20 protein-coding genes and 1 tRNA gene are annotated in these 22,052 nt (G+C 43.9%); 12 read left to right on the top strand and 9 right to left on the bottom strand.

Features of this window, described 5'->3' with window-relative positions; all coding sequences use genetic code 11:
* Window positions 1-212: 212 nt before the first annotated feature.
* Entirely contained in the window at window positions 213-812 is a 600-nt protein-coding gene (gene grpE, locus JFC06_RS09170; protein WP_198334806.1) for a nucleotide exchange factor GrpE, read from the top strand.
* Between the two features lie 182 nt (window positions 813-994).
* Complete coding sequence (gene dnaK, locus JFC06_RS09175; protein WP_198334807.1) at window positions 995-2,938, top strand: molecular chaperone DnaK; 1,944 nt, start codon at window positions 995-997, stop codon at window positions 2,936-2,938.
* 58 nt (window positions 2,939-2,996) lie between these two features.
* Here the strand turns inward: dnaK and JFC06_RS09180 are convergent, their stop codons facing one another.
* Entirely contained in the window at window positions 2,997-3,821 is an 825-nt protein-coding gene (locus JFC06_RS09180) for a methyltransferase domain-containing protein (RefSeq protein ID WP_227670237.1), read from the bottom strand.
* Between the two features lie 59 nt (window positions 3,822-3,880).
* Window positions 3,881-5,131 carry an 8-amino-7-oxononanoate synthase gene (locus JFC06_RS09185; RefSeq protein WP_198334808.1) on the bottom strand — a complete coding sequence of 417 codons (1,251 nt, stop codon included), beginning with the start codon at window positions 5,129-5,131 and terminating at the stop codon, window positions 3,881-3,883.
* A 288-nt stretch (window positions 5,132-5,419) separates the two neighbouring features.
* Here JFC06_RS09185 and JFC06_RS09190 point away from each other — a divergent pair, with 288 nt between their 5' ends.
* The 4 genes from JFC06_RS09190 to JFC06_RS09205 all read left to right on the top strand — a co-directional run bounded on the left by JFC06_RS09190 (window position 5,420) and on the right by JFC06_RS09205 (window position 9,168).
* Window positions 5,420-5,959, top strand: coding sequence for a porin family protein (locus JFC06_RS09190; protein ID WP_198334809.1), 540 nt, complete (start codon window positions 5,420-5,422; stop codon window positions 5,957-5,959).
* Window positions 5,960-6,159: 200 nt separating this feature from the next.
* Window positions 6,160-6,657, top strand: coding sequence for an NfeD family protein (locus JFC06_RS09195; RefSeq protein ID WP_226949525.1), 498 nt, complete (start codon window positions 6,160-6,162; stop codon window positions 6,655-6,657).
* Between the two features lie 12 nt (window positions 6,658-6,669).
* The gene (locus JFC06_RS09200) at window positions 6,670-7,530 is read left to right on the top strand and encodes an SPFH domain-containing protein (RefSeq protein ID WP_193006446.1); all 861 of its coding nucleotides are present in this window, start codon (window positions 6,670-6,672) and stop codon (window positions 7,528-7,530) included.
* A gap of 231 nt (window positions 7,531-7,761) precedes the next feature.
* A complete protein-coding gene (locus JFC06_RS09205) occupies window positions 7,762-9,168 on the top strand; it encodes an esterase-like activity of phytase family protein (protein WP_198334810.1) in 1,407 nt (468 codons plus the stop codon).
* A gap of 119 nt (window positions 9,169-9,287) precedes the next feature.
* Here JFC06_RS09205 and hemN read toward each other — a convergent pair whose 3' ends face one another.
* A complete protein-coding gene (gene hemN, locus JFC06_RS09210) occupies window positions 9,288-10,829 on the bottom strand; it encodes an oxygen-independent coproporphyrinogen III oxidase (protein ID WP_198334811.1) in 1,542 nt (513 codons plus the stop codon).
* A gap of 203 nt (window positions 10,830-11,032) precedes the next feature.
* Between hemN and JFC06_RS09215 the strand changes: the two genes are divergently transcribed.
* Entirely contained in the window at window positions 11,033-12,613 is a 1,581-nt protein-coding gene (locus JFC06_RS09215) for a YifB family Mg chelatase-like AAA ATPase (protein ID WP_198334812.1), read from the top strand.
* Window positions 12,614-12,664: 51 nt separating this feature from the next.
* Here JFC06_RS09215 and JFC06_RS09220 read toward each other — a convergent pair whose 3' ends face one another.
* The 4 genes from JFC06_RS09220 to JFC06_RS09235 form a co-directional block, all read right to left on the bottom strand.
* Window positions 12,665-13,345 (bottom strand): phosphoglycolate phosphatase, encoded by a 681-nt coding sequence (locus JFC06_RS09220; RefSeq protein ID WP_198334813.1) that lies wholly within the window; start codon window positions 13,343-13,345, stop codon window positions 12,665-12,667.
* Window positions 13,346-13,498: 153 nt separating this feature from the next.
* Window positions 13,499-13,999, bottom strand: a complete 501-nt coding sequence (locus tag JFC06_RS09225) for a DUF4385 domain-containing protein (RefSeq protein WP_198334814.1) — start codon at window positions 13,997-13,999, stop codon at window positions 13,499-13,501.
* A 189-nt stretch (window positions 14,000-14,188) separates the two neighbouring features.
* Window positions 14,189-14,264, bottom strand: a tRNA-Phe gene (locus JFC06_RS09230).
* Window positions 14,265-14,387: 123 nt separating this feature from the next.
* Window positions 14,388-14,810 (bottom strand): hypothetical protein, encoded by a 423-nt coding sequence (locus tag JFC06_RS09235; protein ID WP_198334815.1) that lies wholly within the window; start codon window positions 14,808-14,810, stop codon window positions 14,388-14,390.
* A 341-nt stretch (window positions 14,811-15,151) separates the two neighbouring features.
* Between JFC06_RS09235 and hisB the strand changes: the two genes are divergently transcribed.
* From hisB to hchA, 4 genes are all read left to right on the top strand, one after another.
* Window positions 15,152-15,799, top strand: coding sequence for an imidazoleglycerol-phosphate dehydratase HisB (gene hisB, locus JFC06_RS09240; RefSeq protein WP_226949526.1), 648 nt, complete (start codon window positions 15,152-15,154; stop codon window positions 15,797-15,799).
* Complete coding sequence (hisH, locus tag JFC06_RS09245) at window positions 15,799-16,443, top strand: imidazole glycerol phosphate synthase subunit HisH (RefSeq protein WP_198334816.1); 645 nt, start codon at window positions 15,799-15,801, stop codon at window positions 16,441-16,443. The genes hisB and hisH overlap by 1 nt, the downstream gene beginning before the upstream one ends.
* Window positions 16,444-16,607: 164 nt before the next feature.
* Complete coding sequence (locus JFC06_RS09250; RefSeq protein ID WP_198334817.1) at window positions 16,608-16,997, top strand: hypothetical protein; 390 nt, start codon at window positions 16,608-16,610, stop codon at window positions 16,995-16,997.
* A gap of 351 nt (window positions 16,998-17,348) precedes the next feature.
* Window positions 17,349-18,260 carry a glyoxalase III HchA gene (gene hchA, locus JFC06_RS09255; protein ID WP_198334818.1) on the top strand — a complete coding sequence of 304 codons (912 nt, stop codon included), beginning with the start codon at window positions 17,349-17,351 and terminating at the stop codon, window positions 18,258-18,260.
* Between the two features lie 77 nt (window positions 18,261-18,337).
* Here the strand turns inward: hchA and JFC06_RS09260 are convergent, their stop codons facing one another.
* Complete coding sequence (locus JFC06_RS09260; protein ID WP_198334819.1) at window positions 18,338-19,672, bottom strand: valine--pyruvate transaminase; 1,335 nt, start codon at window positions 19,670-19,672, stop codon at window positions 18,338-18,340.
* A 597-nt stretch (window positions 19,673-20,269) separates the two neighbouring features.
* Here JFC06_RS09260 and JFC06_RS09265 point away from each other — a divergent pair.
* On the top strand, window positions 20,270-21,322 hold the full coding sequence (locus JFC06_RS09265) for a beta family protein (RefSeq protein WP_198334820.1): 1,053 nt from the start codon (window positions 20,270-20,272) through the stop codon (window positions 21,320-21,322).
* Here JFC06_RS09265 and JFC06_RS09270 read toward each other — a convergent pair.
* Window positions 21,285-21,872 carry a sce7726 family protein gene (locus tag JFC06_RS09270; protein ID WP_198334821.1) on the bottom strand — a complete coding sequence of 196 codons (588 nt, stop codon included), beginning with the start codon at window positions 21,870-21,872 and terminating at the stop codon, window positions 21,285-21,287. The two genes, JFC06_RS09265 and JFC06_RS09270, sit on opposite strands and share 38 nt — an antisense overlap.
* Window positions 21,873-22,052 lie beyond the last annotated feature (180 nt).

Consider the following 22,052-nt stretch of genomic DNA (forward strand, 5'->3'; position numbering starts at 1 on the left):
TAAAACGTATTTGTAGTAAATGAGAAAAATTCCTACGCTTTAGGCTTGAAATTTGTACCCATCACCTTTATCAAGCAGCTAGTAAAGCGCATTAATAAAAACAATGAGTAATAACGGTTAAGCATCCAATAAATAAGAGCGCCGTGACTAGCGGTGAGCGAGTTTATTGTGTCTAACATTAATGGTCATTATTAAGATTCCAAGGAGCTATCATGAGCGAGAATAACACCAACCACGAATCATCAAAGCAAAATGTGGCGCATGATAATGTTGATCACAATGACAGTATTTTAGAAGAAACCATGCAAGAGTTTGATCCACAAAATGCATCAGAAGACGATATGACGATCGAAAATGAAATCGATCTCGACACTTTTAAGGCCCGCATTGCTGAATTAGAAGGCGAGGTCAAACAGGCCAAAGAAGGTACTGCCCGTGCCAATGCAGAGGCGTATAATGCGCAAAAACGCATGGAGCAAGAAGCTGATAAGAGCAAAAAATTTGCCCTGCAGAAATTTGCTAAAGAGTTGTTAGAAATCGTTGATAACTTAGAGCGTGCCATTGAAAATGCTGATGCCAATGACCCAGTCGCTGAAGGGGTACAACTGACACACAAAGCACTTGTGGCTGTATTAAACAAAAATGGCGTAGAAGCCGTTGATCCACAAGGTGAAAAATTCAATGCTGATTTGCATGAAGCCGTCGGTATTGATGCAGACGCAGAAGCGGATACGGTTGGAACAGTGCTACAAAAGGGCTATAGCTTAAATGGTCGTTTATTACGCCCAGCGATGGTTCGTGTCGGCCAATAGGTTTTTAACGTAAAAAACCCTACTTACATGAAGGTTTTTCACAAAAAGTCACATGAAACACAGTTTTTGCTTGATTATTGACTTGAAAAACGCCATAAGAAAACCGATATAAAGCAACAAGTGACCGACTATGGTCTGAAGATACAAAGATTTATATTTAAAACAATTAGGAGTAATTCATTATGGGTAAAGTAATTGGTATTGATTTAGGTACAACCAACTCATGTGTCGCAGTCATGGAAGGTGACAAAGTTAAAGTCATCGAAAATGCTGAAGGTACACGTACCACACCATCGATTGTCGCCTATAAAAATGACGAAATTTTGGTTGGTCAGTCAGCCAAGCGTCAAGCCGTCACCAATCCAAACAACACATTGTTTGCGATTAAGCGTTTGATTGGTCGTCGTTTTGATGACAAAGTTGTGCAAAAAGATATCGGTATGGTGCCTTACAAAATCGCCAAAGCTGATAACGGTGATGCATGGGTAGAAGTTAACGGCAAAAAGTTAGCGCCACCACAGGTTTCTGCTGAAATCTTGAAAAAAATGAAAAAAACAGCAGAAGACTATCTTGGTGAGAGCGTGACCGAAGCGGTTGTAACTGTCCCTGCTTACTTCAATGATTCACAGCGTCAAGCCACAAAAGATGCGGGTAAAATTGCCGGTCTTGATGTAAAACGTATCATCAACGAACCAACTGCCGCCGCTCTTGCCTATGGTATGGACAAAAAGCAAGGTGATAGCACCGTTGCGGTTTATGACTTGGGCGGTGGTACCTTTGATATCTCAATCATCGAAATTGCTGACGTTGATGGTGAGCAACAGTTCGAAGTACTAGCAACCAATGGCGATACTTTCCTTGGTGGTGAAGATTTTGATTCTGCTTTGATTGATTATCTAGTTGATGAATTCAAAAAAGACCAAGATGTTAACCTAAAAGGTGACTCATTGGCAATGCAGCGTCTAAAAGAAGCGGCAGAAAAAGCCAAAATTGAGTTGTCAAGTGCCCAAAGCACCGAAGTAAACTTACCGTACATCACCGCTGATAGCAGTGGTCCTAAGCATTTGGTTGTGACGATCAGTCGCTCAAAACTAGAAAGTCTCACCGAAGACTTAGTACAGCGCACGATGGGTCCTTGTAAAATTGCTCTTGAAGACGCTGGCCTAAAAGTGGGTGATGTCGATGATGTGATTTTAGTGGGTGGTCAGACGCGTATGCCACTTGTACAGCAGAAAGTACAAGAGTTCTTCGGTCAAGAACCACGTAAAGATGTCAACCCTGATGAAGCAGTAGCAGCAGGGGCGGCGATCCAAGGGGCGGTATTGTCTGGCGACAAAACTGACGTATTGCTACTTGATGTCACGCCATTGACGCTTGGTATCGAAACGATGGGCGGGGTCATGACGCCAATCATTGAGAAAAACACCATGATTCCTACTAAGAAATCACAAGTGTTCTCAACGGCTGAAGACAACCAGCCAGCGGTTACCATTCAGGTTTATCAAGGTGAGCGTAAAATCGCCAACCAAAATAAACAGCTTGGCCGTTTTGATCTGACTGACATTCCACCAGCACCACGTGGTCTCCCGCAGATCGAAGTGACTTTTGACATCAACGCTGATGGCATCATGAACATCTCAGCGAAAGACAAAGGGACTGGTAAAGCACAAAGCATCCAAATCAAAGCAGACTCTGGTTTGTCGGATGAAGAAGTCGAACAAATGGTTCGTGACGCTGAAGCCAATGCAGCGGAAGATGAGAAGTTCGCTAACCTAGCGCAAGTGCGTAACGAAGCGGATGGTCGTATCCATGCCGTACAAAAAGCACTAAAAGAAGCAGAAGATAAAGTGACTGATGAAGAAAAATCAACAGTAGAAACGGCGATTGCTGAGCTTGAAGCAGCGGTGAAAGAAGATGATCATGATGACATCAAAGCCAAGCTTGAAGCGCTAGACAATGCCTTCTTACCAATCAGTCAGAAGATCTACGCTGATGGCGGTGCTGGGGCAGAAGGCATGGATCCAAGCCAGTTCCAACAAGGGGCGGACGGTGCTGAAGACAACAATCAAGCCAATGACGATGTCGTTGATGCAGAGTTCACTGAAGTAGACGATGATAAGAAGTAATATCTCTTAACATCCACTAGAGTTAAGATAAAAAACGCACCTTTCGAGGTGCGTTTTTTTATGGCTGATAAGCGTTGATGATGAGCACTTCATAGGTGAGATACACACAGGGCTGGCCGTTTTCGTCTTGCCCTGAGAACTGCTGCCAGTAAGCTTGCTCAAACTGCTGCAAGCTTGTCTTTGTCCAAATAAACGGTTCTATGCTTTGCTGCTCTACGGTAGTTTGTCGTTGGGTTTGATTCGTCGAGACACCAGTCATTTTCATATGTTTTAGCACGTCATACGGCCGACTAAACGGTATATCGAAACGCTGGGTCGATAACTGTATCTGTTTGAGGTTGGCTTTATTTAATGCTAAACGCCAGGCTTCAATAGCTGGATAGTACAGACCTTGACCAGTGAGGGTCTTGATCTGCTGAAAGTTATTTGGTGTAAAAGTGCTCAGCAGTAGCTGGCCACCTGCTTTGAGCCGTTTGGTTAACTGTGATACAAAACCTAATGGATCATCAAACCACTGTATGGCATTGGCACTGACAATCAAGCTGTGATTTGTCTCTAGATCCATCGTTTCTGCATCGCCAATACGCAGTTGTGCCGCCGGCAGTATAGCCTGTAAGTTTGTTGCTTGCTGCGCACACAGCTCGTTGATGATCCAGCGTTTGCTTTGCATGCTTGCTGCCAGTAACTGGGTCATCTGTCCGGTACCGGCACCCACTTCCAGCACGCTATCTTGATGCGTATGGGTGATGGCAGACAGTAAGTGTTGACAGACATGCTGCTGGATGTGAGCGTGCTGATCATAGGTATTGGCTTGGGCAAAATGACGAGCAATGATCTGCTTTCGAGCGCTCAGCTCGCGTATTGTACTGGGGTGTTCTATCATGTTTATTCATCCAAAATGTCATGAGTGTTTGCTTGGGCAGTCTTAATAAATTTTTTGGGTTATAAGTGCTCGATCAAACGCTGACAGTCCGCTTGACTTACTTGGGCATTCATTACCAAGCGAATGCGTGCGGTATTGGCAGGAACGGTCGGCGGTCTGATGGGTAAGGCGTAGAATCCCGCTGCCTGTAACTGCGCGGCTTTGGCAAGCGTTTGGGCGTTATCACACAATATATAAGGCACGATAGGTGACTGATAAATAATCTCTTGCGGTGCTGATGATGCGCGATGCGCGGGTGCGATGGCTTGGCTAAGTTGGAGAGATATCTGAGCCAAATGTTGTCTACGCGCTTGCAGATCAGGCATTTTTGCCAAAATAAAACGTGTCCAAGCATGATTGATTGGTGGTAATGCGGTACTAAAGATAAGCGGACGCATGTGATTGATCAGCCATGATTTCACCGTGTCATCGCACAAAATATACGCGCCGATCGACGCAAATGCTTTACCAAACGTTCCCACTAAATAATCGATATCAGTCAGCGTTTGCGTGTCTTCTGCCAAACCGCAGCCGTGGTCACCAAAGACGCCGACCGCATGGGCCTCATCCACATACAGCTCAATACGACTGTCTAACGCTTTTAAGCTTACTAAGGCGCGTAAGTTCGCACGGTCGCCATCCATACTAAAAATACTTTCGGTGATGATAATAATGCGCTCAACGTCACCCTCAGCTTGGGCTAATAATGTGGCCAAGTGCGCGTAATCATTGTGTCGATAACGCCGATAAGTACATAGTTTATTTTGGCTCAGGCGGATACCGTCGATAATGCTGGCATGCACTAGCTTATCTGCCAGAATAAGGGTTTTAACGGGCAAGGCAGTGAGGGCGGGCAAAATACCAATGTTGGCGTGATAGCCACTGTTTATTACCAACGCCGATTTCGTAGCGGTTTTATTTTTTACACCAGCGCTATTTTTTGTACCCGCGGCCAGTTGATACCATTGTTGTAGTTCGCTCTCCAGCGCTGATAGTTGTGCATCATTGCCTGTTAAAAGGCGTGAAGAGGTGGCACTCATTTTAGGCAAGTGTAATGAGGGAAGCTGCTGTATGTATTCAAAAAACTCGTGTTGTAGGGCTGTGTCGCTACCTAATCCAAGATAGTCATTACTGGCAATGTTTAGTAGCGCTTTGCCATGGCTGATCACGTAGCGCCCTTGATGTTCAATATCTGGTAGGTGGCGGTACTGCTGCGCGCTTTTTAGCTGCGCAAGGGCAGCTTGTAGTCGCTCATGAATTGGAGTAGCCATACTGAATTGTCCTTTATCGTATGTTAAACCTAGGGAGGAGGTGGCATCACAAGAGGGAAGTATTGCACAGAATCGATAAATGTAACAGAAAGTTTCATATGTCTGGCTTTGTTACCCAGGCACTGATAAATACTTGCAAATCTTAACTCGCATACCATCAAACACTGACAGAGTGCTCGAAATAGTTTGTTACTATGTATTCATCGTTAGCAAACAAGGCGATGGGGTCTAAAAGACCGATATAAAACTGATAACTTGTTTGTCCAAATTTATTTCAAGGAGCTAATAATGAAAACTCTACAAAAAACTCTACTTGCCCTAGCAACTGGTTCTTTACTTACCGTAAGTGCGCAAGCAGCCATCGGTTACGGTAACGGCTACACAGGACAGCCTTATGCTGGTGTAAAAGTTGGTCAGTTCGATTTAGACGAAAATGGCGCTGATGATCCAACTGCATACGGTGTATACGGTGGTTACAACTTCGATCCTAACTTCGGTATGGAAGTCGAGTATGTCGGTTCAGACGATGCTGACTATAGAGGTGGCGACATTGATGCTAAAACGTACGGTGCTTATGGTACCTACCGTTATGCTTTCCCAAACACTGGCTTATATGCCAAAGGTAAATTGGGACTTGCAAAAACTGAAGTAGAGGCTAGCAACACTAATTTTGCGGGCGCATCTGACTTCTCGGATGATGATACCAGTATTGCTGGTGGTGTAGGTCTTGGCTATGCAGTAAACCCTGACTTCAGCGTTGAAGCTGAGTATGACATGCTAGGTAGTGATGCCGACCTAATGACTGTTGGTGCCCAGTTGAAGTTCTAATAACTTCTTAGGTAGTAGCTTATTAAGTAAAAACGATCGCTTCGGCGGTCGTTTTTTTATGCTTTTCATTTCTATATGCTTCCATAAGTTTATGGAGAAACATCCCCTCTAGATTGATGATTTTTAAGAAGTTGTATTCTCTAAAAGTGTGTTACATTAAAAGCTAGAACCTCAGAAAAAATACAGGGAGGGTATCCGTAATGGAGACACTTTGGATGATTGAACCGTGGCATTGGCTGGTATTAGGCTTCGTGCTGCTCATTATTGAGATGTTTGTGCCGACATTTGCAAGCTTGTGGTTTGGTGCAGCTGCCATCATAGTTGCTGCGTTGACATGGTTACTGCCTATTGGGTTCTCTGTGCAGATCGTTATTTGGTTGGTACTTTCTGCGGTTTTTCTGGTGGTATGGTTCAAGTTTATTAAACCTTTATCGGTGGATCGTACTAAGGCAGGGCTTGGCGGTAGTGTGATCGTTGGCGAGACAGGTATGATCGTTCTACAACCGCAACCAGATAGAGCGGGCGTCGTACGTTTTAGTGTCCCGATTGTGGGGGCGGCAGAATGGATGTGCCGTACGAGAGGAGAGGTAGTCGCTGTCGGTGATCGGGTTGTGGTGACGGATATCGTTGGCAATGAACTCATTGTGAGCAGTCTGAAATCGCAAGCTGTGCTCAATAAAAACAGGCAAATACAATAATAGGGATGGGTTATGGAAAGCTTTAGCATTGTCATGGTGGTACTGGTCGCACTGGTCGTGTTTACTATATTCAAAGGAGTGCGAATCGTACCGCAAGGGTATAAGTGGGTCATTCAGCGATTGGGCAAATACAGCCAAACCTTAGAGCCGGGGCTAAACTTGATTATCCCTTATGTGGATGATGTGGCTTACAAAGTAACGACTAAAGATATCGTGCTTGATATTCCTTCACAAGAAGTCATTACGCGAGACAACGTCGTTATTATTGCAAATGCAGTGGCGTATATTAATATTGTACGCCCTGATAAAGCGGTTTATGGTATCGAAGATTATGAGTACGGTATTCGCAATCTAGTACAAACATCATTGCGCTCAATCGTTGGTGAAATGGATCTAGATAGCGCGTTGTCTAGCCGTGATGAAATCAAAGCCAAGCTCAAACATGCCATCTCAGAAGACATCTCTGATTGGGGTATCACCCTTAAGACGGTAGAGATCCAAGACATCAATCCGTCTGCTACCATGCAAACAGCCATGGAAGAACAGGCAGCAGCCGAACGTCAACGCCGTGCGACAGTGACACGTGCTGATGGCCAAAAACAAGCAGCTATCTTAGAAGCGGATGGCCGCTTGGAGGCCTCACGTCGTGATGCTGAAGCACAGGTGGTGCTCGCCCGTGGTTCTGAAGAGTCAATTCGTCTGATTACGAATGCGATGGGGACTGAAGAGATGCCGATTGTTTATTTGTTGGGTGAACAGTATATCAAAGCGATTCGTGAGCTGGCGGAATCTGACAACTCAAAAATGGTGGTCTTACCAGCTGATATTTTAAGCACAGTGAAAGGGATGGTTGGGGATAAGTTGAAAGTGTAGTAACAGTATTTATATAGGCAGTTCAGAAGCACTCATTCCAGTCGCCCTGACTCGCTTTTAAGATGAATCGACTATATTTCAACCTCTATCGTTCACAGCAGTAATTAAATAGTTAAAGTGCATTCTAAAAATAGTCAGTAAGCGTTTTACGCGCTGGCTATTTTTTTGAGTGTGATTTACCAGCAACCATTTTACTGGTTTAATAAAAATAATGATGCAAGGAGTGCGGAAATGACGAAGCAAGATGCACATGCTGAAATGAGACAGATGAAGGCGTTCTCTCAAGGCAGTCCACTGCCTTATACCATACTTGATGCCACGCATACCAACGCTGCCTATCCTAATCAAAAACTAGAGATCCGCAATGGTGGCTATGGTTCAGACGTGGCCGCCCATCCTACCAATGCCAATCAATTCTATGTACTGACTGATCGTGGTCCCAATGCCGACTTTGACGGGTGTGCTGGAAAAGGTAAGCAATTTCTTGTGCCAAACTATACGCCGTCTATCGGATTATTTGAGCTGCAAGCGGATGGTAAAATTATTAAGATAAAAGAGATACTGCTTAAGGATAGAGACGGCAACCCTATCTCTGGACTGCCAAATCCAAAAGCCTTGGGCGGTACCAATGAAGTACCTTATGATGTCGATGGGAAACCAATGACGATGAACCCACATCTACCGTTTGATGAAGTGACCAATCCTATTAAAACCGATATTAATGGTTTGGATCCTGAAGGGCTGGCGGCACTTACAGATGGGAGTTTTTGGATCGGCGATGAGTATGGTCCGCACCTCGTCCATTACAATGCAGAAGGTGTGGAGATTGCACGTATCAACGCGTTTGCCAGTGATGAGCGTAATAATGTGATGATTAATGACAAGCCGATTTTATTACCGACAGAGCTTACCAAACGCCGTGCCAATCGCGGTATGGAGGCATTAACGATTACGCCAGACCAGACCACGCTAGTAGGTGTTATAGAGTCTTCATTAGATAATCCTGATGAGTCAGGGCGTATATCTGATGTCGTACGCATTGTGACGATTGATTTAACATCGGGAAAAATAGCACAATATCTGTATCGTTTGGATAAAGCGGTGCACGTGACGTCGGGCATAGTAGCGCTTAGTGACCGTGAGTTTTATCTTATTGAGCATGACCGTAAATTCCCGCTACAGGATAAGTCTGCTCAAAAGCTCATTTATAAAATCGATATCTCTCAGGCAACAGATATTACAACCATTTTAAACACCAACAGTGTCAAACAAGACGAGGCTGTTGGTTTGACAATCAATGACCAAACACTTGAACAGCTTATTGCAACAGACGAAGAAAACTGGCAAACACTTAAAGGAATGTCCATCATGCCAGTGGAAAAAACCTTGGTCGTTGATGTTTTGGCTACCCTAGATTATCCACATGACAAACTTGAAGGTTTGTGGTTGCGCCAAGATGGTTCATTGGGCTTACTGAATGATGATGATTTTGCAATGACAGATTCAGAGACCATGCATTCAAAAAATATGCATTCAGGGACAATACATTCAACAAGTACTGTTGAGAAAAAGTATTTGGATCGAGAAAAAACGATAGAAGATGCTAATAGACTGTATATCGTTATGCCCACTGAATAAAATGAGTGGAGTATTGACAAATAAGAGTACGAACAGCGGCCATAAAAAAGACCTCATTTGAGGTCTTTTTTATGGCCAATAATTGGCTTGTAGATCTATTATTTTAAATGACTTTGATTCTAAATAACTTTTGAAAAACGGTTTTTGTGTTTTTTCTCAAGATATTCGTCAAACACCATGGCGACATTGCGACCTAACAGACGACCTTTGGGTAACACTCGAATACCCGCTGCGTCCATGTCAATTAAGCGGTCTTCTTGCATCGCACCCAATTGTTGAATTTCATCAATAAAATAGGTAATGGCATCGATACCGAATTTTTGATTCACGTCTTTGAAGTCAATGTAGTCGTGGCACAACAAATTCATAATGACGTATTCACGCAGGCGATCTTTGAGAGACGTTTTAATATACTTTACCGCAGGCATAATCATCAGATTGGTTTGCGCAGCATCGATGTTGGCTTGATAGCCTTGTAAGTCGGTATCGTTTTGTAGGATGTAGCGCGTGTTAGCATTGGCAATCTGACTGATGGATGAGACCCCGAAACCCAATAAATCACAGTCGCCCATGATGGTGTAACCTTGGAAGTTACGATGTAATTTGCCTGCGCGCTGGGCCACTGACAGCTCGTCATCAGGCTTGGCAAAATGATCAATACCAATATATTGATAGCCCGCTTCTGTTAGCGTATTGATGGTATTACCCAGCATAGTCAGCTTAGCGGCTGGGCTTGGTAGGTCTTCATCTTTGATTTGACGCTGGGCTTTAAAACGTTCTGGCAGATGGGCGTAGTTGAATACTGACAGACGGTCTGGTGACATCTCAATAATGCGTTGCACTGTTTTATCTAAGGTAACAGGCGTTTGATGCGGTAGACCATAAATCAGATCGATATTGATAGAATGAAAGCCCAACTCGCGTGCTTCGTTCAACACATTTTCAATCAACTCTGCTGAATGCACACGATTGACGGCAATTTGTACCGTCTCATCTAAATCTTGCACCCCTAAGCTAATCCGATTAAAACCAAGATTCCGTAGCGTTTTTAGCGTCTCGCCACTCAACTCGCGTGGGTCAATTTCAATAGAGTAGTCGCCTTGGTCTTCAGGTAGAAACTCAAACTGCGTCTGCAAAAATTCCCACAACTGAACCATTTCCTCATCACGCAAAAACGTGGGCGTGCCACCGCCTAAGTGCAACTGCTTAACCAGAGGCTTGCTGCTGCCTTCTGGAGCCGATAGCAAGCGGCGTTTGTGCTTAATCTCAGCGATTAAGTACTGCAAATAATCGCCTGAGTCGCTATTTTTTTTGGTGATAATTTTATTGCAAGCGCAGTAATAGCAAAGATGACGACAGAATGGGATATGAAAATATAAGGACAGTGGCGCACGGGCTTCACGGTTTTGAAGAATTTTTATCTCAAGATCATCAGGGATTGGTGAGAATTCAAGCGCCGTTGGATAAGAAGTGTAGCGAGGTCCTGAACGATTGTACTTATGGATAATGGTTTCATCAAAGGCGGGCAGCTGCTTACTAGAGATACTGCCACGCGTACTGGCATAAGGACTTTCTGTCTGCATAACAGGGCGCGTGGTCGACGGTTGCGCTTCCGCATTGTTGTAAGGCTGCGGATTGTTTTGTGTTAAATGGTCTGTCATGCGGTATTCCTCGTTTTAATCCTAGATATTGCTGCTGATAGATTATTCATGGCTGCATGTATAGTCGCTATTATAGCAAATCCTTATTAGCAGTGGGGTGGTAGGGTCATGCTTTTCTCTTATACCCTATAAATAAAAGACGACATTTGCGCACTAATAAATAATACTTTATGATAAATTATTCCCTATATTAGGAAGCACTGATGTCGTTTGCTCAAGTTTATACCCGTTCGGTCGTCGGTTTGCATGCGCCTAAGGTTATTATTGAGGTGCATTTATCGCAAGGACTGCCAGCCTTGACCATTGTCGGTTTGCCTGAGGCGGCGGTACGAGAAAGTAAAGATCGCGTACGTTCTGCGATTCTCAACTCAGGTTTTCAGTTTCCCAATCGGCGTCTGACGATTAATCTGGCACCTGCTGATTTGCCAAAAGATGGTGCCCGTCTGGATCTACCCATTGCCATAGGAATACTGGCGGCAAGTGGACAGTTGGACCCGGACGTGCTATCAGGATTTGAGTTTATTGGTGAGTTGGCGCTCAATGGTGAGCTTCGGCAGGTGACAGGTAGTCTGGCAGTGGCACGTGCGATCAAAGCTGAAGGCTTGGCATTAAAATTAGCACAAGTGTTAGAGGATAATGGTCAAAAGCGCAGTGAAGCATCACCTTCAGTGCAGACGACACCGCAACTCATCGTACCAATCAAGAACGGTGCTGAGGCCAGTCGTGTGGATGGTGTAACGATATTAGCCGCACCAAGTTTAAAGAGCGTCTGTGATCATTTGCAGTCATTATCAGACTCAGGTGAGCTTGATATGCGTTTAGAGGTGGTACCGCCTAGCCCCGCACCAAAGCAGGTGGGCTATAAAGTGGATCTAGCGGATGTGAAAGGACAGCATCACGCTAGGCGCGCGCTTGAGATTGCAGCAGCAGGCGGCCATTCGTTACTATTTACAGGGCCGCCCGGCTCAGGCAAGACGTTGATGGCATCGCGGCTACCCACTATTTTGCCAGATTTGAGCGCTGAGGATGCGTTAGAGGTTGCCAGTACGTATTCTGTCGCAGATAGCGATTATGATTATGGTACACGGCCATTTAGGCAAGTTCACCATACCATATCGGCAGTGGCGTTGGTGGGTGGTGGCTCGCGCCCCAAACCTGGCGAGATTACCCTTGCCAATAAAGGCGTGTTGTTTCTTGATGAACTGCCAGAGTTTGATCGGAGTGTGCTGGAGGTGTTACGCCAGCCGTTAGAAGCCAAGCAAATCACTATTAGCCGCGCCAATTCTCAAATGACTTTTCCAGCCAATTTTCAATTAGTCGCTGCCATGAATCCTTGCCCGTGTGGTTATGATGGTGACGGATCAGCCAGATGTCGCTGCCGTCCTGAGCAGATTAGACGCTATCAAGACAAACTATCAGGGCCACTGCTTGATCGCATTGATTTGCACATTACGGTACCAGCGTTACCGATTGCTGATTTGCAAAATGCGGCGGCTGGCGAAACCTCCGAGCAGGTTCGGCTTCGAGTCGCTGCTGCTCATAAGCGCCAATTACAGCGGCAGCAAAAAGTGAATAATGAGCTTAGCCCTAGCGAGATTGACAAATATCTGCCTCTAGGGGAGGGTGAGCAGCAATTACTACAGCTCGCTCAGCAACGCTTAAATTTATCGGCACGTGGCTATCATCGAGTATTGCGAGTCGCACGTACCATTGCAGATCTTGCCGATAGTGCTGATATCACTAGTGCCCATGTCTCTGAGGCCCTCAGTTATCGCAGTAAATAACAGAATTTAAATGTCAGCCACATTTCTATTGTAAAGAGCTGACCACCCTTTTTATTTAAGTACCCAATCTAGCAGTGCCTTAAAGCTATCAAAGGCTTGATTGGGCTGGCTATCACGAATATCTTTGCCATAATTATAACCATAAGATAAGCCAACCGTATCGATATTGGCACGCTTGCCAGCTTGGATGTCATTGATAGAGTCCCCAATCATGAGCGCTTGTGTGGGATCAAACTGTAGTGTCTCACAAACATGCAATAAGGGCGCAGGATCGGGTTTTTTGACAGATAAGCTATCACCGCCCAAGACCATGGCGAAATATGACGTCCAGCCTAGGCTTGCTAATATGTCGGGCACAAAGCGTATCGGTTTATTGGTGACCAATGCTAGGGTAAAACCAGCGTCTGTTAACTGTTTTAAACCTGTCTCGACGTCAGGATAAGCGCTGGTCTTGCTCGTGTCGTGGGCAGCATACGCATCGAAGAACAAACGCTCAGCCGCTTCTACCTCTGCGTCTGACAGATGGGGATCAACCTCAATACTACCAGAGAGTGCACGCTCAACCAGCATACGTGAGCCGTTGCCTACCCACGCTTGTATGGTGTCAATAGGATAGCTCGGCTTGCCTAACTGGCCAAGCATGATATTGGCGGCGTCAGCCAAGTCTGGGACGCTGTCGATCAATGTACCATCAAAATCAAAAATCAAAAGTTTCTTATTGTCTATTGTCATTATTGGTGTCCGCGTGATAGATATTTTGGAAGAGGGGCGCTAGGGCTTATTACCTTAACACAGCAAGTCGTTAAGCCTCACTGTTTTGCTGCTAGCCATTATAAAATCGTTGTGATTTGACATGCGAGGCACGATTATTAAGGCGTTTTACGCTTACTCAACGTCTTTATAACGCTCACGATGTTCAGCTTTCATTGTCAAATAACGCTCGTTTTTTCGGCACAGATCCCATTTTTGTTTAAAAATACGCGCTGACTCTGCTTTAATTGGGTCCTCATCTTGCCGCGGCAGCTCTTCACGTCCGTGCGCCCCGCTTTGGCCTTTTTTATCATCAGGGACTGGGCCTTTGTACTTTTTACCGCCTTTATGATTGGCATAGCGGCGAGCGCGGGTATAGCCCATCTGGATAAATTTACGCGCCATATCAGCGCCAATAAAATCATCAGCCGCCAGATAATCCAAAAACATCTGATAAATCGTCTCGCTGCTCTCTTTGGCAATATCAGGCGTCGCAAAGCGCCAGTGCGGCAGTATCTCAGATTTATAAGGCTCGACCAATAACACGCCTTGCTCACCGCGGCCAACCCGATACAACTCAGGCTGCGCGCGCAAATCCAGGTTTTGATAGTCCAAATCGTAATCAAACTCTCTCATAACGTCCCCTGTTGTGGGCAGTGACATTTAGTATACTGAGCCGAGCCGTTTAAAAAACAGTCTAAAAATGTTGTCCAGCTGTGAAAGGTTGAGGGTGATAGACTTTATTGCCATAAAATCGCACTATTTTTAGGCATAAAAAAACCCTCAAATATCACTATTTGAGGGTTTTTCGAATCTAGTAACGAATGGTGGCTCGAGGCAGGATCGAACTGCCGACACACGGATTTTCAATCCGTTGCTCTACCTACTGAGCTATCGAGCCGTCTTCGTTGAGGTCGCTATTAAACTAAATATACGCGTTGCTGTCAAGCTATTTTCGCATTATATGTGATAAAAGGCCAAAAATAAGCAAATTTTGATAAAATCAAAGGGTTTAACGCTGTGTTTAGTCCTTGACGCGCAGTAACTCGTATTCGCTCATGATACGATGAATATCGGCATCAGCAGGGACAAATTCACGTACGCCTTTTTTTACCTCAGCATCATAGACCAGTTTAATGAATTTTGCATCGATGGCACGGCCGCGATTTTGTGGATGGACCGTCAGGTATTGCAAACGTTTGGCATTGGTTTGCCCATCATCAAAGCAGGCAACGGCCGCAATAGGTTTGTCATTGAACATGCCGACATAGAGATATTGACCCCGTGTAAAGCCTTGCTCAACGAGACTTAATACTTCTGCCCCATAAGGCTGTGTATCATCGCTATCATACAAGGCGTGTAGACGCTCCGATAGCTCATTCTCACGGGCAGGCTTTTTAATCAGGGGCGTATCCAAGCTATGGATGGCGATGGCTTCTAAAGGCATAGGAGTTCCTATAAACAGACGGTTTCTATAATGTGATATAGCGTGGCGTTATAGCGTCGGTCATGATTGATTAAACTGAAGTCACTATTTTAGCAGAATGAGGCAATTTTGTGCGTGGTTTACGGCTTGGTCGTGGCAGTAAATGTTAGGGTTTGCTATGATGAGAACAGACAGTGTCACCTATGCTAAAAATTAAACTTTAGTATCTTGTATAAACATTATGCCTTCTTTGAGATATTTTTAGAACATCTTTATGGTTAACTGATTTAGATGCTAGCAAAATGTACTGGGTGCTTTTCTGCCCTATTTTATTGACCGCTTTTTATTGATAGAGAGTCGCCATGACAGCCAATGCTTCTGAGCAAAACCCTTCGCCAAATGCGAACCTATATGGTCGTCCCGCCCGTACTGCGACTGTGGAACGCAATACGGCTGAAACACAAATCACTTGTACCGTAAACCTTGATGGTACGGGTCAAGGGGTGGTGGATACAGGTGTGCCATTTTTGGACCATATGATCGATCAAATAAAACGTCACGGCTTGTTTGACTTAGACATCAAATGTACGGGCGACACGTTTATCGATGATCACCATAGCGTTGAAGACACGGGTATTACGCTAGGACAAGCGTTTAATAAAGCGCTTGGTGATAAAAAAGGCATCCGCCGTTACGGGCATTTTTATGCGCCTTTAGATGAGTCCTTGACCCGTGCAGTCGTTGACCTATCCGGACGCCCAGGCCTGCACATGGACATTCCTTTTACGCGCTCGCATGTGGGCCGCTTTGATGTCGATTTGTTTAGCGAGTTTTTTTATGGCTTCGTCAATCACTCATGGATGACGGTGCATCTGGACAACCTCAAAGGCAAAAACAGCCATCATCAAATCGAGTCAACCTTTAAAGCCTTTGCCCGTGCGCTGCGTATGGCTTGTGAGTATGATGAGCGCGCGCTTAACACCCTGCCATCGACTAAAGAGGCGTTTTAATGGCCAAAGTGACCAAAGTAGCGTTATTAGATTATGGTATGGGCAATCTGCATTCTGTGAGCAAAGCGCTGGCGCTCGTTGGTGCCGAAGTCGCTATCACCAACGACCCAAAAGTAGTCGCGGCCGCGGATAAGATCGTATTCCCGGGCGTTGGTGCGATGCGCGACTGTATCGCTGGCATGAAAGATGCCGGCATCGACGAGGTCATACAGCAGGCGATATTCAATAAGCCTGTCATGGCCATCTGTGTCGGTATGCAAGCACTGTTTGAGCAATCAGCAGAAAATGGTGGGACAAAGTGCCTTGGTATTTTAAAGGGCAGCGTAGAAGCGTTTGATCCCACGTGGAGGGATGAGCAAGGCGCGACCATCAAAGTGCCGCACATGGGCTGGAATACCATCAGCGGCATGGATCTTGATCATCCGTTGTGGCATGGTATCGAAGACAACGCGCATTTTTATTTTGTGCACAGCTATTATTGCGAGCCTAGCGATAGCTCACAAGTGGCTGCTATCTGTGATTATGGTCAGCCGTTTTGTGCCAGTATCGTGCAAGATAACTTGTTTGCCACTCAGTTCCATCCCGAAAAAAGCCATACCGCGGGCTTACAATTGTTAAAGAACTTTGTGGAGTGGGACATTTAGACAATATGAACTGAATATTTGGTGCAGTAGGATGAGTTAGTAAGTGTGTAACCTGAGCGAGGAGGGCGCAAAGCACGGTTTTGCCTCGCGCAAGAGAGTTTGCATTGTCGCAAACTCTTTTTTATTTTTAGTTATTTCCTACTCTTTTATATGTGGAAAACAAAGTGGACTTTTATATCTTTAAGACAGGCATTATGAATGCCACAGGGCTAGAAAAAGATGCGCTGCATATTTACGTCGGTATGAGCGTGTATCTATTGAGTTTAATTCTGCTGCGTCCACTCTTCAAAAAATACAGTGTCAGGGCGTTTATGGCTTTAATCCTGGTGACGGGTATTGCCCTCTTGGGTGAGTATTTGGATAACCGCCATACCATCACCGAGTTGGGCGTTTCAGGGATGGGACGTGCTGAGCTAAAGGCCAGCATTCATGATATTGTGAATACTGGCTTGTGGCCGTACGTGCTCTATGCTCTCACCTTATGGACAAAAATTTTTCAGTCAGTCACTCAGGTTAAACCCATGATTAAACGCCATAAAAAAACGGACTACTAGTCCGTTTTTTAGTTGCTGTGTGTCACATTGTTACGATTCACGTTTTTAAGACTTTTTACTGATCGCCTCACTAGTCATTACTGTAATTTGCCAGATTAGCAGCCCCGTAACGTAGACGCTTAGCAACTCACACTTACAAAGCTTACGAAATATAAAAAGTCTGGACTATTTAACGCTTCCTCAGTTTGTTATCTTAAATTCAAAGGGTAGCGACATTGACGTGTCTTTTAAAATTATCGTCTGTATTTATTACTTAACTCGCTATCCGTTCACTATAACTAACACCTTCCAAAAGTTTGACCAAGTTAATCGTCCGTTTTGGGATTGTTATAATAATAAATAGGAAGCACTATGAATATTCAAGACCTACTAGACAATGCAAAAGATACGTTGGGTTTACAGCCCCAAGAAACCAACGCGGGCGTGTATATTCCTTCGAAGTCATCGCTAAAATTGGCAGCACCAAACAAAACCAATTACGACCATACCGAGTACGACACGCCTTATACCGGCAATAAAAAAATCCTGATGGTCTGTACCGAGCAGCAATACATGACCATGGAAAACGGTAAAAAGTTTGAGACTGGCAATCATCCGGTTGAGATGATGGTGCCATTATTACACTTTAAAAAAGCGGGCTTCAATGTGGACGTCTTTACGCCAAATGGGGAGTCTGTCAAAGTCGAGCAATGGGCGATGCCAGAAGACGATGACGACGTCAAACAAATATACGCGGAATACCAGTCAAAGCTTGAGAAACCTAAAAGTATCGCTGATTTTGTCAAAAATGACATGGCCGATAGCGATGACTATGCGGCCATATTTATCCCAGGTGGTCATGGCGCAATGATTGGCTTGCCGGAAGATAAGAGCCTTGGCGAACTGCTACGTTGGAGTCATGACAACGACCTATTCATCTTAGCGATCTGTCACGGGCCTGCGGCTTTATTGTCTGCGAACTTAAGCGGAGTGGACACAGCAAGTAAAGAAAATGAGTCTGAGCGCGACTTTATCTTTAAAGGCTATAAGATGGTGGCGTTCCCAACAGTGATGGACAAGCAGATGCCAAAAATCGGCTACTTGCCGGGTACGATGCCTTGGTACTTTGGGGATAAACTCGAAGAGCTAGGCGTCACGATTGATAATAAACTGGCATCAGGGCAGACACACCAAGATAGAAAGCTCATCTCAGGGGATGGCCCTTTGGCGGCCAATGATTTTGGTAAGCTGAGTGCTAATCAATTACTAAAAGTGCTTAATTAAAAGGTTGGTATGCGCTTACAGCACAAAAAAACGGACTATTTAATAAGTCCGTTTTTTGTGTTTATCACGAACGGTTTTTACTTGGTTTCATCATAAAGTTGGCGTACCACTTCCCCAATCACTTTGATACCATCGGTTAGCGTTTGCTCGTCCGCCGCGATACTCATACGAATGCACTCGTGCGCGTGTTGGTAATCACTGACGTCGACGCCGGGGAAGAAGTACTCGCTTGGCACAATCAATGTGCCTTTGTCTTTTAGACGCTCGTATAGCTCAAGGGTCGTAATCGGTAAATCCTTAAACCACAACCAAAAGAAGATCGCGCCTTCAGGCTTATGAATCATTAACGGATAATCACCTAATGCGTCTTTTAGCAGCTTCACCGCGAGTTTCGCCTGCTTCTGATAAAACGGCTTAATCTCATTATCAGATAGTTGCTTGATACGATCGTTTGTAACCAATGGTGTGGCAATCGCTGCACCAAAACGTGTTGGCGCTAGATTCACCACCGCATTCATCGCGCTGACTGCTTCGATCACTTTGGCATCGGCCACGATGATACCCGTACGCATACCGGGCAGACCAATCTTCGATAAGCTAAAGCACAAAATTGTATTGTTATCCCAATGCAAATTGACATCAGAATAAATGATATTGGGGAAGGGCATGCCATAAGCATTATCGATAATAAGCGGAATGTCATAATGCTTGGCAATCTCGGCCAAGTGCGCCATTTCGTCATCGGTCAGGACGTTGCCTGTCGGGTTGGTCGGGCGTGAGCAGCAAATCGCCCCAATACGGCCTTCCTTGAGCGCTGGCAAGTTCTCTAACGCCTCAAAATCCACACGATATTTAAAGAAGCCTTCCTCACCATCATGCGTCACTTCATCGATATGCGGTAATACGGCGGTAAAATGCTGACCTTCAACATGTACATCACTATAGCCAATATACTCAGGGGTCAATGGCAGTAGAATGGATTTATCGACAGATTGGTTTTCTTTATCTTGGCTCTGTTCATCAGTGAAAGCACCGCCGAACAGATTAAATAAATAGAAAAAGGCGTTTTGCGAGCCATTGGTCAGCGCAATATTTTCTGAGGTGAGGTTCCAATCATAATGACGATTGAAGAAGCCAACCAATGCATCGATAAAGGCAGCATCGCCTTGCGGATTAGAGTAGTTCGCCATACTAATAATCGCGCTACTATTAGCCTCGTCCGTATCGTTATCAACACCCAGCGCCTTATACGTCTCTAAAAACAGCTCATTGACAGCCTCAATTTTGGCAGGGTTACCACCGCCCAGCATGTTGACTGGTTGATCGCTTTTTAGCGCATCGCCCAGATCATCCATCAATTGTGAGATGCCAGTGGGCTGGGTAAATTTCTGACCGAACTTTGAGAATTTCATAAGGCTACCATGCTGTTTTGGAGGGTGTTATAAGTTGGTATTTAACCGATAAAGTTGGGCTAGTATAGCAAATGGTGGGGGTGAGGGAAGCACGTAGTAGTGTTGATATTGGTTTATCTACCTATACGTTCTGTGAAGCAAAAAATGCCCGCTAAGTGGATAGGAGGCGTTTTGGTTTGAGGTTTTAAAGACTGAGGTTTGTTACTAATCCTGCTTTTCGCTTGTAGTTGGCAGTCTATGACGCACAGCACCTAAGCACAGGTGCGTTTCAACATTCGAGCGATCATTTCTGAGCAAGGTACCGTAAGAGACACATTCCACCAAGCTAACGCTTCAATCAGGGCTAAAAACTTTTGCTATGACAAAGTTTACGGAGATAAGCAAAATCTTAACTTGTTAATTTTGAATAGAGGTTGGTAGGTTATTCTATTGCTAACCCATGCTAGATTTCTTGAAATAAATTTTTACGAACTATAATTTATTTTTGACTTGAAAGTTTTTTAATCAAACAAATATAAATAGCATAGGAACAATAGAATTTAGCGAAACTAAAAAATTGCTATATTCTTTAAATATAAATTTGAAGGGAGTCAAAGAATGAATGATAAGCCATTGTTATATACTCCTTTATTGAACTCTAAGCGAGGGGAGTATAATGCTCTTTGTGATTTAAGTAATAATGTAAAACAGTATGTTAAACCGATAATCATATTAACTAAAGAAAAAACTATTGCGAGAGGAGAGATTCTTGCAAAGACAATCAAGTCTAAATGGGGTAATAATCCTATATATATTGATTTAGACCAAGCCGATAATGTTAGTATTCAAGGAATGAATTACGTAGACTTTATATTGAATGCACTTGATATTAACAGTGTTGATTATTCACCCGTGATAAATGTTCTTCATCCCAACCAAAGAATTATCAGGCACATTGTTCAAAATGGGTTAAGTAGTTGTATTAGGATCGATATTAGCACCTTTGATAGCAGTACAGTCGTAAAGTTGCAAAATTTATTGAGTGAACTGTTAGAAGGTAACGCATATATTGATTTACTTCTCGACTTTAAATCAGATATCAAGTCTAGCCCTAGTGCTCATGCTCATTATATTTCTACTTATTACAACGCTATTAGTAGTAAATTTGGAAGTCAGATTCACAGATTTATTATAGCTGGCTCTTCTACTCCTGAAGAGTTTGTAAGAGCAGATTACAATCCTTACGGTTTAAAGCAGCGAGTTCATTGGCTAGGATTTTGTGATTTTTTAACTTCAATATCAATAGATACTAAAGCTATAGTTTTCGCTGACTACTCTATAACCTATCCAGGCGAAGGCGAGCCTATAACTTATGTGAACCCTAATGCTAAAATTAGATATACCTTAGCAAATGATTATATGTACGCCATTGGACATCCAGTTCATACACACGTTGATGGCTTTGGTCAGTTTCACGATATATCACAAATTATAGTGAATACGCCCCATTTTTTAGGCTCTAACTATTCTTGGGGTGATAGGTATTTATATGACTGTGCCCAAAAATTGGTAAAGTGTGGAAATATGGAAACTTGGGTGAGAGTTGGACATAACCATCATATAACGTATGCCACTAAACAGAACGCCAGTCGTCACGGGATTTCAATATAGTTCTTATATGATTTCTTAGTTCATCATGCGAAAAGCTATCTACCACTAGCTGGTAGATTTCTCGTTTTTTTAGTTTCTTAATACGCCAATCTACTAATATACGTTGTGACAAAAGTTCAAGCACTTCATCTTTCCATGCTAGTTTAATCAGCTCTAAAGGTTCAATGGATTTGTTTAGCTTGGTTCGGCGTTCTGTTTTTAAGGTAATCCCTCCTCTACTACCCTGAGTAGCTATTTTTACTCCCCACCAGTCTGGAATTAATTGGATTGCCTTATCGGCATGAGTAGAGCCGACAACTAAAGTAACTTTATCCATCACGGCTGAATAAGCTTCAACTTGTCTAGGTAATCTTAACAAGTTGTCTGAATCGCTCTTTAGTTCGTAACCATGTATCTCTCCATTAATAACCGCAATATCGATACGGCTTCTACCAAAATTTAGTCCTAATTCTTCTACGACTAAGGCAGTAGGGTCGTGAATATGGTTTTTGATAATATTTTTTTTTACAACCTGACGTATATCTTTATCAAGCATTTTTTCAATAGCCATTTAAATTAACCTTAAAGATACTTAGAAATTTTGACGCAAAGCATACATTACCATAAATAATACGTTTTTCGCTATCAAGTAAAAACATATTGGTTTTGTGTTTTTAATTTATTAAATATAACGTTTGACCCCTGCCGTCAATCCCGTAGACTTAAACTTGGGAGATTTTAGTTACGCAGC

This window comes from Psychrobacter namhaensis, assembly GCF_016107545.1.
Classification (GTDB): Bacteria; Pseudomonadota; Gammaproteobacteria; order Pseudomonadales; family Moraxellaceae; genus Psychrobacter; species Psychrobacter namhaensis.

What these genes read in the sequence shown, in the direction of transcription:
- hemN (WP_198334811.1), bottom strand. Translation starts at nt 10,829, where the DNA reads ATGACAGACCATTTAACACAAAACAATCCGCAGCCTTACAACAATGCG.
- JFC06_RS09220 (WP_198334813.1), bottom strand. Translation starts at nt 13,345, where the DNA reads ATGACAATAGACAATAAGAAACTTTTGATTTTTGATTTTGATGGTACA.
- JFC06_RS09180 (WP_227670237.1), bottom strand. Translation starts at nt 3,821, where the DNA reads ATGATAGAACACCCCAGTACAATACGCGAGCTGAGCGCTCGAAAGCAG.
- hisB (WP_226949526.1), top strand. Translation starts at nt 15,152, where the DNA reads ATGACAGCCAATGCTTCTGAGCAAAACCCTTCGCCAAATGCGAACCTA.
- JFC06_RS09235 (WP_198334815.1), bottom strand. Translation starts at nt 14,810, where the DNA reads ATGCCTTTAGAAGCCATCGCCATCCATAGCTTGGATACGCCCCTGATT.
- JFC06_RS09215 (WP_198334812.1), top strand. Translation starts at nt 11,033, where the DNA reads ATGTCGTTTGCTCAAGTTTATACCCGTTCGGTCGTCGGTTTGCATGCG.
- hisH (WP_198334816.1), top strand. Translation starts at nt 15,799, where the DNA reads ATGGCCAAAGTGACCAAAGTAGCGTTATTAGATTATGGTATGGGCAAT.
- JFC06_RS09260 (WP_198334819.1), bottom strand. Translation starts at nt 19,672, where the DNA reads ATGAAATTCTCAAAGTTCGGTCAGAAATTTACCCAGCCCACTGGCATC.
- JFC06_RS09270 (WP_198334821.1), bottom strand. Translation starts at nt 21,872, where the DNA reads ATGGCTATTGAAAAAATGCTTGATAAAGATATACGTCAGGTTGTAAAA.
- JFC06_RS09185 (WP_198334808.1), bottom strand. Translation starts at nt 5,131, where the DNA reads ATGGCTACTCCAATTCATGAGCGACTACAAGCTGCCCTTGCGCAGCTA.
- JFC06_RS09200 (WP_193006446.1), top strand. Translation starts at nt 6,670, where the DNA reads ATGGAAAGCTTTAGCATTGTCATGGTGGTACTGGTCGCACTGGTCGTG.
- grpE (WP_198334806.1), top strand. Translation starts at nt 213, where the DNA reads ATGAGCGAGAATAACACCAACCACGAATCATCAAAGCAAAATGTGGCG.
- hchA (WP_198334818.1), top strand. Translation starts at nt 17,349, where the DNA reads ATGAATATTCAAGACCTACTAGACAATGCAAAAGATACGTTGGGTTTA.
- JFC06_RS09205 (WP_198334810.1), top strand. Translation starts at nt 7,762, where the DNA reads ATGACGAAGCAAGATGCACATGCTGAAATGAGACAGATGAAGGCGTTC.
- dnaK (WP_198334807.1), top strand. Translation starts at nt 995, where the DNA reads ATGGGTAAAGTAATTGGTATTGATTTAGGTACAACCAACTCATGTGTC.
- JFC06_RS09190 (WP_198334809.1), top strand. Translation starts at nt 5,420, where the DNA reads ATGAAAACTCTACAAAAAACTCTACTTGCCCTAGCAACTGGTTCTTTA.
- JFC06_RS09225 (WP_198334814.1), bottom strand. Translation starts at nt 13,999, where the DNA reads ATGAGAGAGTTTGATTACGATTTGGACTATCAAAACCTGGATTTGCGC.
- JFC06_RS09265 (WP_198334820.1), top strand. Translation starts at nt 20,270, where the DNA reads ATGAATGATAAGCCATTGTTATATACTCCTTTATTGAACTCTAAGCGA.
- JFC06_RS09195 (WP_226949525.1), top strand. Translation starts at nt 6,160, where the DNA reads ATGGAGACACTTTGGATGATTGAACCGTGGCATTGGCTGGTATTAGGC.